At 65.5% G+C, this 14,817-nt stretch carries 12 protein-coding genes; 8 read left to right on the forward strand and 4 right to left on the reverse strand.

From position 1 onward, the window contains the following. Window positions 1-140: 140 nt before the first annotated feature. The 3 genes from WK25_RS16915 to WK25_RS16925 all read right to left on the reverse strand — a co-directional run bounded on the left by WK25_RS16915 (window position 141) and on the right by WK25_RS16925 (window position 3,646). Window positions 141-1,061, reverse strand: a complete 921-nt coding sequence (locus tag WK25_RS16915) for a bestrophin family protein (RefSeq protein ID WP_069242163.1) — start codon at window positions 1,059-1,061, stop codon at window positions 141-143. Window positions 1,062-1,234: 173 nt separating this feature from the next. Beyond that, window positions 1,235-2,242 carry a cytochrome d ubiquinol oxidase subunit II gene (gene cydB / locus WK25_RS16920; protein ID WP_038570600.1) on the reverse strand — a complete coding sequence of 336 codons (1,008 nt, stop codon included), beginning with the start codon at window positions 2,240-2,242 and terminating at the stop codon, window positions 1,235-1,237. Window positions 2,243-2,245: 3 nt separating this feature from the next. Then, a complete protein-coding gene (locus tag WK25_RS16925) occupies window positions 2,246-3,646 on the reverse strand; it encodes a cytochrome ubiquinol oxidase subunit I (RefSeq protein ID WP_038570602.1) in 1,401 nt (466 codons plus the stop codon). Between the two features lie 764 nt (window positions 3,647-4,410). Here WK25_RS16925 and moaA point away from each other — a divergent pair. From moaA to WK25_RS16960, 7 genes are all read left to right on the forward strand, one after another. Beyond that, a complete protein-coding gene (moaA, locus tag WK25_RS16930) occupies window positions 4,411-5,532 on the forward strand; it encodes a GTP 3',8-cyclase MoaA (RefSeq protein WP_069242448.1) in 1,122 nt (373 codons plus the stop codon). A 43-nt stretch (window positions 5,533-5,575) separates the two neighbouring features. Next, window positions 5,576-6,139: a molybdenum cofactor biosynthesis protein MoaE gene (locus WK25_RS16935; protein WP_069242164.1), complete on the forward strand. Its 564-nt coding sequence runs from the start codon at window positions 5,576-5,578 to the stop codon at window positions 6,137-6,139. A gap of 50 nt (window positions 6,140-6,189) precedes the next feature. Further along, complete coding sequence (gene moaD / locus WK25_RS16940) at window positions 6,190-6,447, forward strand: molybdopterin converting factor subunit 1 (protein ID WP_038570608.1); 258 nt, start codon at window positions 6,190-6,192, stop codon at window positions 6,445-6,447. Between the two features lie 634 nt (window positions 6,448-7,081). Further along, window positions 7,082-9,667, forward strand: coding sequence for a bifunctional aconitate hydratase 2/2-methylisocitrate dehydratase (gene acnB, locus WK25_RS16945; protein WP_038570610.1), 2,586 nt, complete (start codon window positions 7,082-7,084; stop codon window positions 9,665-9,667). A gap of 219 nt (window positions 9,668-9,886) precedes the next feature. Beyond that, window positions 9,887-10,483: a TetR/AcrR family transcriptional regulator gene (locus WK25_RS16950; protein WP_038570611.1), complete on the forward strand. Its 597-nt coding sequence runs from the start codon at window positions 9,887-9,889 to the stop codon at window positions 10,481-10,483. A 48-nt stretch (window positions 10,484-10,531) separates the two neighbouring features. After that, window positions 10,532-12,007: an MFS transporter gene (locus WK25_RS16955; RefSeq protein ID WP_069242165.1), complete on the forward strand. Its 1,476-nt coding sequence runs from the start codon at window positions 10,532-10,534 to the stop codon at window positions 12,005-12,007. Window positions 12,008-12,087: 80 nt separating this feature from the next. Beyond that, on the forward strand, window positions 12,088-12,396 hold the full coding sequence (locus WK25_RS16960) for an EthD family reductase (RefSeq protein ID WP_038570625.1): 309 nt from the start codon (window positions 12,088-12,090) through the stop codon (window positions 12,394-12,396). Between the two features lie 72 nt (window positions 12,397-12,468). Here WK25_RS16960 and WK25_RS16965 read toward each other — a convergent pair whose 3' ends face one another. After that, window positions 12,469-13,944, reverse strand: coding sequence for an HD domain-containing phosphohydrolase (locus WK25_RS16965; protein WP_069242166.1), 1,476 nt, complete (start codon window positions 13,942-13,944; stop codon window positions 12,469-12,471). Between the two features lie 295 nt (window positions 13,945-14,239). On the opposite strand from WK25_RS16965, the gene WK25_RS16975 reads away from it, so the two are divergent. Next, the gene (locus tag WK25_RS16975; protein ID WP_069242167.1) at window positions 14,240-14,815 is read left to right on the forward strand and encodes a DUF308 domain-containing protein; all 576 of its coding nucleotides are present in this window, start codon (window positions 14,240-14,242) and stop codon (window positions 14,813-14,815) included. Window positions 14,816-14,817 lie beyond the last annotated feature (2 nt).

Here is a 14,817-nt window from a genome sequence, read left to right on the forward strand (position 1 = left end):
GCGCGTTCGGAATCCCGCTCTGGTAATGGATGGCGAGCCAGAACGAGGTGATGCCCGAGCACGGCCCCATGGGGATTCTGGAGTGACAGAATCTATTCGCTCCACGTCAGGACGCCGCACGCCGCCGTGCCGGCCGCCGCCTACGTGATCTGATACGTCGACGCCGGCGCGAACTCGTCGGGCAACGGCCGATCGCCGATTTCGAGCACCGACCGCTCGATCGTGCGCGTCATCGCATCGAGCGCCAGCGCATTCGGCGCCAGCCCGAACGGCTCGGCCACTTCGTTCGCGATCGCTTCGAGCGCAATCAGCGTGTAAGAGATGAACACACAGATCAGCGGCGTGAAGAACTCCGTCGAATCGACGAGCCCGAATGGCAGCAGCACGCAATACGCGTAGACGGTGCGATGAAGCAGCACGCTGTACGAAAACGGAATGGGCGTCGACAGGATCCGCTCGCAACCGCCGATCGACTTGCCTAGCGCATCGAGTTGCATGTCGAACATCCAGCAGGTCGTGTCGGCGCCGGGCGCGCGCCCGAGCGCACGGACGATGCCGCCGCGCAGTTCGTCGAGGATCGCGACCGGCTTATAGCATTTTCCGCCGAGCGCTGCCGTGCGTTCGGCCCCGAGAATGCGCAGCAGGTCCTCCGACGGATCGGTATTGCGCAACTGATGCTTTAGCGCATACGCGAGTGCGATCAGCAGATCGGCGAGCCGGTTGCGCTCGGCGTCGCTGACGCTGTCGGGCAAGTAGCGATGCAGTTGCGACGTCACGGCGCGCGCGGCGATCAGCAGATTTCCCCACAGGTGCCGCGCTTCCTTGAAACGCTCGAAGCTCGCGTTGTTGCGAAACCCGAGGAAGATCGCGAGCGCAAGGCCGAACAGTGTGAACGGCGCGGTGTTCAGCGGAATCTTTTCGCCGAAGATGCGCCCGTTCGTGAAGACCGCCAGCGTGCTGACGATCGCCATGAACGTCAGTTGAGGAATGATCGATTGCAGCACGGAGCCGTTCCATACGAACAGCATCCTGAGCCAGTTTTGTCGTGGTCTGACGATCATGAGGTTGTCTCGACTGCCGATGAAATACGTACTACTCGAGCGCCCGATGCACGACGGCCCGCGCGTGGGCGGGCCGCTGTCGCGTCGATGCCTGGCAGGCGGCGCGACGCACCGCGCGTTCGCGTGATGATAAGCCCGCGGGTCCGCGCCCTGCGTCAACGGCTTTTCGCCGCTCAGTGATAGCCGGGGTCGCCCTCGCGCACCTTGCCGCGAAACACGCGATACTGCATTGCGTTGTACACGAGGATGATCGGCAGCACGATCACGGTGCCGACGAGCGCAAACAGCTGGCTCGAATGGCTCGACGATGCGTCCCAGATCGTCAACGATGGCGGCACGATATTCGGCCAGATGCTGATCACGAGCCCGGTGTAGCCGAGGAATACGAGCGCGAGCGTCAGCAGGAACGGCGTTGCTTCATGCTCGCGCTTCACCGTGCGAAAGATGCCCCACACGCACGCGACGACGAGGACCGGCACCGGCAGGAACCACCCGAGATTGCCGCTGCCGAACCAGCGGTGTGCGACGGCCGGCAGCCCGATCACGGTCCACAGGCTGACCACGGCCATCACCGCGAGCAGCACGCCCGTGAGCGGCTTCATCAGCAAGCGCATCTTGCGCTGCAGTTCGCCGTCGACCTTCAGGATCAGCCAGCCGCAACCGAGCGTCGCATAGGTGACGAGCACGCCGATCCCGCAAAACAGGCTGAACGGCGACAGCCAGTCGAACGGCCCGCCCGCGAACTGGTTGTCCACGATCCGGATGCCCTGCAGCAGCGAACCGAGCGTGATCCCCTGGCAAAACGCGGCGAGTGCGGAGCCGCCGATGAATGCAAGATCCCACAGATGCTGCGTACGGTTCGCCTTCGCGCGCAACTCGAACGCCGCGCCGCGGAAGATCAGCCCGATCACCATCAGGATCAGCGGCAGGTAGTTGGCCGGCAACAGCGTCGAATAGACGACCGGGAACGCGCCATACAACCCCGCACCGCCAAGCACGAGAAACGTTTCGTTGCCGTCCCACACCGGCGCGACGGTATTCAGCATCACTTCGCGTTCGGCCTTCGCGTCGAAAAACGGAAACAGCAGGCCGATGCCGAGGTCGAAGCCGTCCAGCATCACGTAGATGAACACGCCGAGGCCGATGATCGCGGCCCACACGACAGGAAGATCGATGTGCATCGCTTACTCCGCTTCAGTGACGTTCAGCGGCGTGGACAGCGCGCTATTGCGCAGCCCCGGATGCCGGTGCAGCTCGATATATCCGGCATGCGCGGCCGGCCCGCGCTTCATCAGTTTCAGCATGTAATAGACCCCCGTTCCGAACACGAGGAAATACACGATCACGAAGATCAGCAGCGACACGCCGACCTGTTGCGCACTGAGCGGCGCGACCGAATCGACGGTACGCAGCACGCCGTAGACGGTCCACGGCTGCCGCCCGACCTCGGTCGTGATCCAGCCGGCCAGCAGCGCAACGATGCCCGACGGTCCCATGCATACGACGAACCACTGGAACCAGCGCGTTTCGTACAGGCGCCCGCCCTTTCTCAGCAGCAGGCCGAGCAACGCGGTGAGCAGCATCAGCATCCCGAGGCCGGCCATGATCCGGAAGGTCCAGAACACGATCGGCGAGTACGGACGATCCTGCGGCGGGAATTCCTTCAGCCCGCGAATCTCGCCGTTCCAGCTGTGCGTGAGGATCAGGCTGCCGAGGTGCGGCACCTGGATCGCATAGCGTGTCGTCTCGGCCTGCATGTCGGGAAGGCCGACGAGGTTCAGCGCAGTGCCGCCCTTCTCGGTTTCCCACAGCCCCTCGATCGCGGCGATCTTCGCGGGCTGGTATTCGCGCGTGTTCAGCCCGTGCGCATCGCCGACGAAGATCTGGATCGGCGCGAGCAACAGCAGCATCCACAACGCCATCGAGAAGCTGCGCTTCACCGGTTCGTCGCGACGCCCCTTCAGCAGGTGCCACGCGCCGCAAGCAGCGACGATGAAGCCTGCGACGATGAACGCGGCGATCGTCATGTGCGCGAGGCGATACGGAAACGACGGGTTGAAGATGACCTTGAACCAGTCCACCGGCACGACGAGGCCGTTCTCGATCTTGTATCCCTGCGGCGTCTGCATGAAGCTGTTCGACGCGAGAATCCAGAACGTCGAGATCAGCGTGCCGACCGCCACCATCAGCGTCGCGAAGAAGTGCGCACGCGGGCTCACGCGCTGCCAGCCGAACAGCATCACGCCAAGAAAGCCGGCTTCGAGGAAAAAGGCCGTCAGGACTTCGTAAGTGAGCAGCGGACCGGTGACGTTGCCCGCAACACGCGAGAAGCCGGCCCAGTTCGTGCCGAACTCGTAGGCCATCACGACGCCGGAGACGACGCCCATCCCGAAGCCGATCGCGAAGATCTTCGACCAGAACTGGAACATGGATTTGTAGGCCGCGTCGCCGGTGACGAGATAACGCCACTCAAGCACCGCGAGGAAACTCGCCATGCCGATGCTGATCGCCGGAAACACGATGTGGAACGACACCGTGAACGCGAACTGCAATCGTGCGAGATGGAACGCATCGAAAATTTCCATGACCGAAATTTGCTCGTGGTTGTGAGGACGTCGGCTTGAAGCGGGAAATCGCGCGACGGCTTGGCGGCGGCACGTGCAAACCTCGATGGATCGCAGTGCACGGCAACAAAGCGTGAATGACGATATCGCGTTTCGAACGATACTCGCAATCGCGCGAACGTGCGCTGAAACTGTGCTTTCCCGCCGGCCGACCATGTGTGCACGTAATCGCCGTTTCGAGGGCCGGGGCCCGTCGGCTGTACTGCTTTCGGCGCTGCAACGCCGGATGTTCGCCGCGCGCGCGAAAGCCCGGACCATCGACTCGCCGGCCGCTCCGGGCGACCGAACGGGACACCGCGCCCCGCCGCGCAAAATCCGTTCCGGTCGCGCGATGCGCCGCCGATGCCGGGGCGCTGGCCGGGCGCGGCGTGTGCGGCGTGTGCGGCGTGTGCGGCGTGTGCGGCGTGTGCGGAATCGACAGCATCGCGCGCTGCAGTCGTTGGTGCGGGCGAACGGGATCTCGCAACTGCGGGCCGACATATCGCACGCGGCGACGCGCTGCCGCAATACGTGTTCGCACACCGGCTTCGCGCGAGCATCCGTATTCGTGCGACCGTCGCCGCTCATGTCCGCACGGCGACGAACTGTATTCCCGCATTTCCCGCCCGATTGTGCCTCTGCCGACGACGTCCGGCCGCCTATGCTGACGATGAGCGTCGCCACGACTCGTGTGCCGACGTGCCGGCGCACACGCCGCCGATCGGCGACGCCGTTCCGCTCACTTCATACAAACCGAAGAACCGATCGTGAATGCCATCGCTTCAGCCGCGCCGTCCGCCGTTTCGACCGACGGCGCATCGCCGGGCAGCTTCCATCGCCCCCTCGACACGCTTGGGCGGCCGCTGCACGATCTGCGGCTGTCCGTCATCGACCAGTGCAATTTTCGCTGCGGCTACTGCATGCCGCGCAGCAGCTTCGGGCCCGACTACGCGTTCATGCCGTCTTCCGAGCGGCTGTCGTTCACGCAGCTCGAGAACGTCGCACGCGCGTTCGTGTCGCTCGGCGTCGGGAAGATTCGCCTCACGGGCGGCGAGCCGCTGTTGCGCCGCAATCTCGAAGCGCTGATCGAGCGGCTCGCGTCGCTGACGACCATCGACGGCAAGCGCGTCGAACTCGCACTGACAACCAACGGTTCGTTGCTCGCCGCAAAGGCACGATCGCTGCGCGATGCAGGCCTGTCCCGGGTGACCGTGAGCCTCGATGCGATCGACGATGCGGTGTTTCGCCGGATGAGCGATGCCGACGTGCCGGTCGCGCGCGTGCTGGCCGGCATCGAGGCCGCTCAGGCCGTCGGGCTTGCGCCGCTGAAAGTCAACGCGGTGATCGAGCGCGGCAAGAACGACGACCAGATCCTGCCGCTCGTTCGGCACTTTCGTCACAGCGGCGTGGCCGTGCGCTTCATCGAATACATGGACGTCGGCGGCGCCAGTGCGTGGGCAAGCAATAAAGTCTTGTCGGCCGCGCAGATGCGCGACCGCATCGAACGCAGCTATCCGCTCGTGCTCATCGGCGAGCCGGGCCATGACGCCACCGCGATCCGCTGCCGGCACATCGACGGCGCGGGCGAAGTCGGCTTCATCGCGAGCGTGTCGCACCCGTTCTGCGGCACGTGCTCGCGCGCGCGCGTATCGGCCGACGGACGGCTTTATACGTGCCTGTTCGCGACGCAGGGCACCGATCTGCGGCCGTGGCTCGACGAGGGGGCATCGCTCGACCGTCTCGCCGACGCCGTACGCGCGCAATGGGCACTGCGCGACGACGGCTATTCCGAGCGACGGGCCGCACGCGCGGCCCGGCCGTCCGGCAAGACCTATCCGACCGTGCGCATGTCGCTCGTCGGCGGCTGACGGCTGCCGCGCGACGGCGCGCACCGCTAACTGGAGAACCGTCATGACGAGTTTCACCGAATCCCGTGCCGCGCTGCCCGACGATGCGTCGCCAGGCGGCGCTCATTCGGAACCGTGCGATCCGCATGCGGGACCGCCGCCCGCGATCGCGGCCGGCTTCGAGGTGCGCGTACAGTACGCCCCGATCGACCCGGGCGCCGAAATCGCGCCAATCGCGCGCAATCCGAATGTCGGCGCGGTCGTGAACTTCCTTGGCGTCGTGCGCAATGAAGGCGACGTAGACGACGTGATCGCGCTCGAAGTCGAGCACTATCCGACGATGACCGAGCAGGCCCTGTGGAGCATCGTCGAGGAAGCAAGCGCGCGCTGGCGGCTCGAAGCGGTCAAGATCGTGCATCGCGTCGGACGCATTCCGCTCGGCCATCCGGTCGTGATCGTCGTCGTGGCTGCCGCACATCGCGCGGCGGCGTTCGACGCATGCGAATTCGTCATGGATTTCCTGAAGACGCATGCGCCGTTCTGGAAGAAGGAAATCCGGCACGACGGCGCGGCCGGCTGGGTCGCACCGAAGGCGCATGACGATCACGCGATGCGCCGATGGGGTTGAACGCGCCCCCATGCCGTTTCGATTGCAGCGATTTCGCTCGAGATAACCTGATGAAACTGACGATCAAATACTTTGCGAGCATTCGAGAACAACTACACGTGGAAGAAGAAGCCGTCGAAATCGACGCATCGGAGCTCACCGTCGACGCGTTGCGCGGCATGCTCGCCGCACGCGACGCGCGCAGCGCGGAAGCGCTGCGGATGGACCGGCCCGTGCGTGCTGCCGTGAATCTGGAGATGGTGGCCGGGGGGTTCGTCGTGCGGGAGGACAGCGAGGTGGCGTTCTTTCCGCCCGTAACGGGCGGATGAGGCACTCGATGCGTCGACTCGCACATCGGTGTACGACATCGACTGCGACGCCACCAGCCTGGGCGAGCCTGGGCATGCGCACAGGCACAGACCGTCGCTCAACGCCGCCTCCCGCCCGTCGGGCCCGCCAGATGAAATCCAGTCCGGCCGACGGGCGTTTGCCTTGCCGGAGAATGCAGTAGCCCCCCGCTCGACATCCGGTTCCTCCCCCGCGGGGAGCGTGAAGCGCCCGGCCGACGGTCGCGCCGGATCTTCGCTCATCGATTCGCGCGCTTGTATCGCGAGCAGCGCCGGCCGCCCCGCAGCGGCGCGAATGACCGACCGCCCTGTTCCGGATAGTTGAAGAACCGGTGACGTCGGGCTGATCGCGCCTATGGCCGGGCACTCCCTCCCCAAAGCTTCGATTCACGTTGCGCAAGCCTCCACCGGCCGTCGCGCCCCTCCGCCTCTCGGGCAAACACGATCCGGCCCTTCTCCACGTTCCGCCCCAACTCTTATATAAGACATAAGACATTTGACGCGTGACCATATTGCGATTAGAATCCCGTCCAAGCAGTGAAGCAGTGTCCGGAACAGCAGCCTCGGCGTGCCTGGAAAGCCCTTCCCCTGAAACGCAATCTCAGCAGGTCCCCCCATGCTTGAAAACTTTCGTGCTCACGTGGCCGCCCGCGCCGCGCTCGGTATTCCTCCCCTGCCGCTGACGGCCCAGCAAACCGCCGAACTGGTGGAACTGCTGACGAACCCGCCCGCCGGCGAAGAGCAGACGCTGCTCGACCTGATCACCCACCGCGTTCCGGCCGGCGTCGACGAAGCCGCTCGCGTGAAGGCCGGCTTCCTGGCCGCCGTCGCGAAGGGCGACACCGCATGCCCGCTGATCTCGCGCGAACGCGCGACCGAACTCCTCGGCACGATGCTCGGCGGCTACAACATCCAGCCGCTGATCGAGCTGCTGTCCGACGAAGCCGTGGCCGCCGTAGCCGCCGACGCGCTGAAGAAAACCCTGCTGATGTTCGACCAGTTCCATGACGTGAAGGAACTCGCCGACAAGGGCAACGCGCACGCGAAGGCCGTGCTGCAGAGCTGGGCCGACGCCGAATGGTTCACGAGCCGTCCGGAAGTGCCGGAAAGCCTGACCATCACCGTGTTCAAGGTCACGGGCGAAACCAACACCGACGACCTGTCGCCGGCGCCGGACGCCACCACCCGCCCCGACATCCCGATGCACGCGCTCGCGATGCTGAAGAACGCGCGCCCGGGCATCACGCCGGAAGAAGACGGCAAGCGCGGCCCCGTCAAGTTCATCGAATCGCTGAAGGAAAAGGGTCACCTGGTCGCGTACGTGGGCGACGTGGTCGGCACCGGCTCCTCGCGCAAGTCGGCCACCAACTCGGTGCTGTGGTTCACCGGCCAGGACATCCCGTTCGTCCCGAACAAGCGCTTCGGCGGCGTGTGCCTCGGCGGCAAGATCGCGCCGATCTTCTACAACACGATGGAAGATGCCGGTGCGCTGCCGATCGAGCTCGACGTGTCGCAAATGAACATGGGCGACGTGGTCGAACTGCGCCCGTACGAAGGCAAGGCGCTGAAGGACGGCAAGGTCATCGCCGAATTCCAGGTGAAGTCCGACGTGCTGTTCGACGAAGTGCGCGCCGGTGGCCGCATTCCGCTGATCATCGGCCGCGGCCTGACCGCGAAGGCGCGTGAAGCGCTCGGCCTCCCGCCGTCGACGCTGTTCCGCCTGCCGCACCAGCCGGCCGACAGCGGCAAGGGCTTCTCGCTCGCGCAGAAGATGGTCGGCCGCGCGTGCGGTTTGCCGGAAGGCCAGGGCGTGCGTCCGGGCACGTACTGCGAACCGAAGATGACGTCCGTCGGCTCGCAGGACACCACGGGCCCGATGACCCGCGACGAACTGAAGGACCTCGCGTGCCTCGGCTTCTCCGCCGACCTCGTGATGCAGTCGTTCTGCCACACCGCCGCTTATCCGAAGCCGGTCGACGTGAAGACGCACCAGACGCTGCCGAACTTCATCAGCACGCGCGGCGGCATCGCGCTGCGTCCGGGCGACGGCGTGATCCACTCGTGGCTGAACCGCATGCTGCTGCCCGACACCGTCGGCACCGGCGGCGACTCGCACACGCGCTTCCCGATCGGCATCAGCTTCCCGGCAGGCTCCGGCCTGGTCGCGTTCGCGGCCGCCACCGGCACGATGCCGCTCGACATGCCGGAATCGGTGCTGGTCCGCTTCAAGGGCAAGATGCAGCCGGGCGTCACGCTGCGCGACCTCGTCAACGCGATCCCGCTGTACGCGATCAAGCAGGGCATGCTGACCGTCGCGAAGCAAGGCAAGAAGAACATCTTCTCGGGCCGCATCCTTGAAATCGAAGGGCTGCCGGACCTGAAGGTCGAGCAGGCGTTCGAGCTGTCGGATGCGTCTGCGGAGCGTTCGGCTGCCGGTTGCACGGTGCGCCTGAACAAGGAACCGATCATCGAATACCTGAATAGCAACATCACGCTGCTCAAGTGGATGATCGCGCAGGGCTACCAGGATCCGCGCAGCCTGCAGCGTCGCATCGCGGCGATGGAACAGTGGCTGGCCGACCCGCAACTGCTCGCGCCGGATGCCGACGCCGAATACGCGGCCGTCATCGAGATCGACCTCGCCGACATCCACGAGCCGATCGTCGCATGCCCGAACGACCCGGACGACGTGAAGACGCTGTCCGAAGTCGCCGGCGCGAAGATCGACGAAGTGTTCATCGGCTCGTGCATGACCAACATCGGTCATTTCCGTGCCGCGTCGAAGCTGCTGGAAGGCAAGCGCGACATTCCGGTCAAGCTGTGGGTCGCGCCGCCGACCAAGATGGATCAGAAGCAGCTGACGGAAGAAGGCCACTACGGCGTGTTCGGCACGGCCGGCGCGCGCACCGAAATGCCGGGCTGCTCGCTGTGCATGGGTAACCAGGCACAGGTGCGCGAAGGCGCGACGGTGATGTCGACGTCGACCCGCAACTTCCCGAACCGTCTGGGCAAGAACACGAACGTGTACCTCGGTTCGGCGGAACTGGCGGCGATCTGCTCGCGTCTGGGCAAGATCCCGACCAAGGAAGAGTACATGGCCGACATGGGCGTGCTCACCGCGAACGGCGACAAGATCTATCAGTACATGAACTTCGACCAGATCGAAGACTTCAAGGAAGTCGCCGACACCGTGCAGATCTAAGCGTGCTGTCGCGCTGCGGCGGGTCGCTCCCGTCGTGGCGACACTCACTAGCGCCGCAGGCTGAATGCCTGCGGCGTTTTTTTTGCCCATCCGGTTTGATCGTGAATGATTGCCGGCGGGATCACTGGAATGCGGTCATCCCTCCCCGGCCGGATATGCACGTTGACATAGGAACCGATTGATCCATATAATCACGCCAAATTGCACGAGATTTCACTCATGGCACATCCGACCAGTCTTGGACGTCCACGCGAATTCGAGTTGGACGATGCCGCGCGCGACGCGATGCAGGTCTTCTGGGACCGCGGCTACGAAGGCGCATCGCTGCCGGATCTGATCGCAGGCACCGGCTTGTCGCGCGGCAGCCTCTACAAGGCGTTCGGCGACAAGAAAGGACTGCTGCTGGCGGCGCTCGACCTGTATATGGCCGACGGGCTCAAGGCAACAGCCGACCTCCTCTCGCAGCCGGGCGCGGTGAAGGACGCCATTCGGCAATCGCTGCTGCGCTATGCGCGCCTGTCCGTCGGCGAGGCCGGCCGGCGCGGGTGTCTCGCGGTCGCGATGACTACTGAAATGGCGTCCCGCGATCCGGATGTCGCGGAACGCACGGCACGCATGTTCCGCCGTTTGCAGCAGCTTTATGCCGGTGCGATCGTGCGCGGACAGGCAAGCGGCGAGATTCCCGAACGCGACGAACAGGCGCTCGCACGTTTCCTCGTCTGCCAGGTCGAGGGCATGCGCGTACTCGGCAAAACCGGTGTATCGGAAGCCGACATGCTCGCGCTCGTCGACAACACGATGCGCGTTCTCGATTAATTTTTTTGGCCAATTTGGAACTGATTGGTCCCATATGGAGGCTCACCCATGACCCAAAGCGATTCTGTCTCGCCCGACCCGCGGCGCTGGGCAATGTTCTCGGTCCTGCTCGTCGGCGCATTCCTGCCTCCGCTGGACTTCTTCATCGTCAATGTTGCGCTCCCGTCGATCCGGGCGGAATTGGGCGCATCGTCTTCGGCCGAGCAATTCGTCATCTCGTCGTACGCGGGCCTGTACGCCGTGACGCTGATTACCGGCGGGCGGCTCGGCGACTTGTTCGGGCGAGGACGCATGTTCTTTCTCGGGCTGCTCGGATTCGCGACGGCATCGGTGCTGTGCGGCCTCGCGAGTTCGCCGTGGACACTGATCGTGGGCCGTGCGTTGCAAGGTCTGACGGCGGCCATCATGGCACCGCAGGCGCTCGCGTCGATCCAGGCGATCTTCCCCGAATCGGAAAAGCCGCTCGCGCTCAGCCTGTATGGCGCGGTCTTCGGCCTCGCCGCGGTCGTCGGGCAGGCACTCGGCGGCATTCTGATTTCGCTGAACCTGCTTGGCCTCGGCTGGCGGACGATCTTCCTCGTCAACCTGCCGCTGGCGATCCTTGTCGTGCTGTTCGGCATCCCGCTGCTGAAGGAAACGCGCGCACAGCATGCGCGCAAGCTCGACCTCGGCGGCACGGCGCTGTCGATGGCAACGCTGGGCGCGCTGGTCGTGCCGCTGATCGAGGGGCGCGACGCAGGCTGGCCTGTGTTGGCGTGGCTGTCGCTGATGGCGGTACCGGCGCTCGGATGGTTCTTCTGGCGCTACGAGGGCCGGCTCGCCCGCAGCGGCGGCGCCCCGTTGCTCGATCCGGCCGCGCTGCGCGCACCGGGTCTGGGCCGCGCGCTGCTGATCGCGCTGTTGTTGTACTCGATCGGCGCGTTCTTCCTGCTGTTTTCGATCTATCTGCAAAGCGCGTTGCATGTCGATGCGCTCAGCGCGGGCCTCGTGTTCCTGCCTTTCGGCGTAGGCTTTCTGCTGGGGCCCTTGTCGACGCCGTACTGCTCGCGCTTCCTCGGCGCATACGTCAATCCGTTCGGCATGGGTCTCGAGGTCGCAGGGCTCGTCGGCCTGGCCGGGTTGATCGCCGCGACTCCGCGCGGCATGCCGCTCGCCGCGATCCCGCTTGCCGCCGTTCTGTTCATCATCGGTTTCGGGCAAGGGCTCGCGCTGCCGACGCTGATGCGAATGGTCACCGGCCGCGTCGCACCAGCGCTGTCGGGCATGATCGCCGGCATCGCCAGTTCGACGCTGCAGGTCAGCACGTCGCTCAGCGTCGCGATCATCGGCGGCATTTTTTATACGGTCCTCGGCTCGCGCCAGGATCCCGCCGCGATTGCGCACGCGTTCATCGTCGCGATTCTCGGTATCGCGTTCTTCCTGAGCATCGGCGCCGGGTTGGGCATCTCGCTCGGCCGGACATCGGCCGCGCGCCGCCCCGCGCACACCCCAACCGCTTTCCGCACCGAACGCAACGGGCCGTGACGCCGGCCGCCGCCTGAAACCGGTCGTGCGCCGCGCCGCACGATGCCGCTTGTTCCGTCGGTCCGACATGGAGGATGCACATGTACTTCGTCGTTTCCTATCGCCGAGCCGCAGGCACGCGGTTCGATTCCCGCTATTACGTCGAGCAGCATATCCCGCTGGTCGAGAAAACCTGGAGGCAATACGGGCTCGAATACATCGACGCGTTTTTCCCGTCACGAGAGGACAGCGAACTGATCGTCGTCGCCATGTGCCGCTTTCGCGATCGGGCCGCGCTGGATGCCGCGTTCGCGTCCCCGGAGACGGCGCGCGTCATGGCCGATGTCGACGCGTTCACCGATATCGAACCGGACCGGTGCATCGCGGAAGCGCTCGCGCCCGCCGAGTAACGCCCGATGGCGGTCCGGCACCGTCGCTCGCATGCGCGACGGCGCTGCGAAGCCTGCGCAATGCCGGTCTCGTCAGAGCAGCCCCATCATGGATGCCTTCAGCGTCGCCGCGGCGCGCGTCGAACATTCGAGCTTGCGGAACGCGTTCTCGACGTGGGTGCGCACCGTGCTCGGACTGACGTTCAGCGCCTGCGCGACCGCCTTGTTGCTTGCGCCTCGCGAAATCGCGCGCAGCACGTCGATTTCCCGCGCGGACAGGCGCGGGCCGTCATGCTGCGCGCGACGCGCGCCACGCGGGATGGCAGGCGCCTTCTCCGACAGCAGCGCACTCACCGCTTCGCCACATAGCCGGCCGCGTGCGACTTCTTCCTTCAGCACGTTCGCGGCCGCGGCGTCGCTCAATGCCGCGCGCCATGGACGCGCCGAGCGCAATGCAACCCACGCCACCGACGCCGCCAGCACACGCGCTTCCAGCGCCAGCGCCGGAGCACGCACACCGCGAAAATAGCCGGAACCGTCCTGCCGTTCGTACGCATGCGACGCGAGCATCGCGGCTTCGCGCAACGCACCGGTCTGCCGGCCCGCACGCTCGGTCCAGTAGGGCACGAGACGCACCTTTTCCCAGGCGCCGGCAGGTAACGGCGTCGGCAGATTCCACACGCCGTTCGCCACGGCGGCCCGGCCCATGCCGTGAATCAATCCGGCCCGGTAGACGAGTTCGCGCGCCGCATCGTCCGACGACAGGCGGGCATGGCACATGGCTGCCGTCGCCGCGACCGATCGCGAAAAACCGGTCATCCACGGCAGTTTCAGATCGACGATGTCGGCGATCACCTCTGCCGACGTCGCGCGCTGCATGTCGGCCGTGATCAATTCGGTTTCGAACGCGTCGATCGAGATGCGCGCGAGCTCCGCCAACCAGCCGCCGGCCTGGCACGCCGCCATCCCGGCGACGGGTGCCGGATAGCGTGCTCCCGCGCGTTGCCCGATCAATTCCAGCGCGCGATCGACACCGTACGCACGACTGAACACCTCGAGATCGCCCGCCACCGCGACGATCGACACGGGCGCCGGGACCTGTTCATGCACGAGCCCCGCAGGCAGTCCATTGCCATCCCACGCTTCGAAAATGTGACGCAGCGCGGTTTCCGTCGCGTTCGACAGCCCCAGTATTCGTGCGACTTCGCCCGAGACTTCGCAGTGAATCCGCGCAAGCGGCAACATCGCGGCGCCGGCGCGCCCGAGCGCCTCGGCCATGCCGGCCCTGCTTTCGAGCATTGAACTGCGGATAGCGACGTCGTCGCCGAACAACTGCGCGAAACCGGCCGCGTTAGCCGTGCAGCCCGACCAACGCAGCAGCGCGACCTCGCGGACCGTATCGCAAATCGCAGCGTCGAACCCTGTCGCTTCCGCGAGCCGCACCGCCAGCCAGGCGGTACGCAGAGAATGATCGGTCGGTTGCCCCATACTCAGATCGCCGATAAAGGCCAGCGCCCTGACGGAGTCGAATATGCGCAGCGGCGCGTGCGGTGCTTCGGCGTCGAACATCGGATGGAGCGAAGAAATTCACCTGAACGAGCAAACGATCATACGCGACGATGTCGAGCCGCGCATGAGCTCGCGCCCCGCGCAAGCGCGCGTTGCGGACGACCGCAACCGTGAGCGATTGCACGTCGGCCGCGTGCCGTGACGCGCCTATCGCCCGCCCTCGGTCATCTGACCGATGGTGGACAGCCGGGACGATGGCGATACTCGAACGGTGGAAAGCCCGTCGCGTTGACGTGCCGATCATTGAAACCGTCACGCCGGCCGGAACGATGGCCCGGCGTACCAAGGAGCGCAAATGGTTGATCGTTACCCTGAATTCAGTCGTCCCGGCGAAGAGCAATGGCTCAAGCGATATTATTTTTCGCGAGCGATATTCTCGGCGATCTGGGTCGTGCTGGCTTTTTCCGTCGGTCGCCAAAGCGCAGCCGCAGCAGCCATACTGCTCGTCGTCTATCCGGCCTGGGACGCTGTGGCCAACTTCGTCGACGGGGAACGCAGCGGCGGGATGGCCAGTAACCGCACGCAGACCGTCAACGTCGCGATCAGCGCAATCACGACGGTCGCGGTGGTTCCGGCGCTGAATGCCGGAATGGGCGCCGTGCTCGCGGTATTCGGTGCGTGGGCGATCGTCTCCGGTGTACTGCAGCTCGGCACCGCCGTCCGTCGCTGGAAGCATTTTGGCGCGCAGTGGGCGATGATCCTGAGCGGCGCGCAATCTGCGCTGGCCGGCCTGTTCTTCCTCGCGCAGCGCCACGCTGCCGCGCCGCAGCCGATCGGCAGGATCGCGGGGTACGCGGCGGTCGGCGCAATCTATTTTCTGATCTCGGCGATCTGGCTGCAGGTACGGCAGACGAGACGCAAGGTTTCATGAGC

The organism is Burkholderia latens (assembly GCF_001718795.1).
In the GTDB taxonomy this organism is placed as follows: domain Bacteria; phylum Pseudomonadota; class Gammaproteobacteria; order Burkholderiales; family Burkholderiaceae; genus Burkholderia; species Burkholderia latens_A.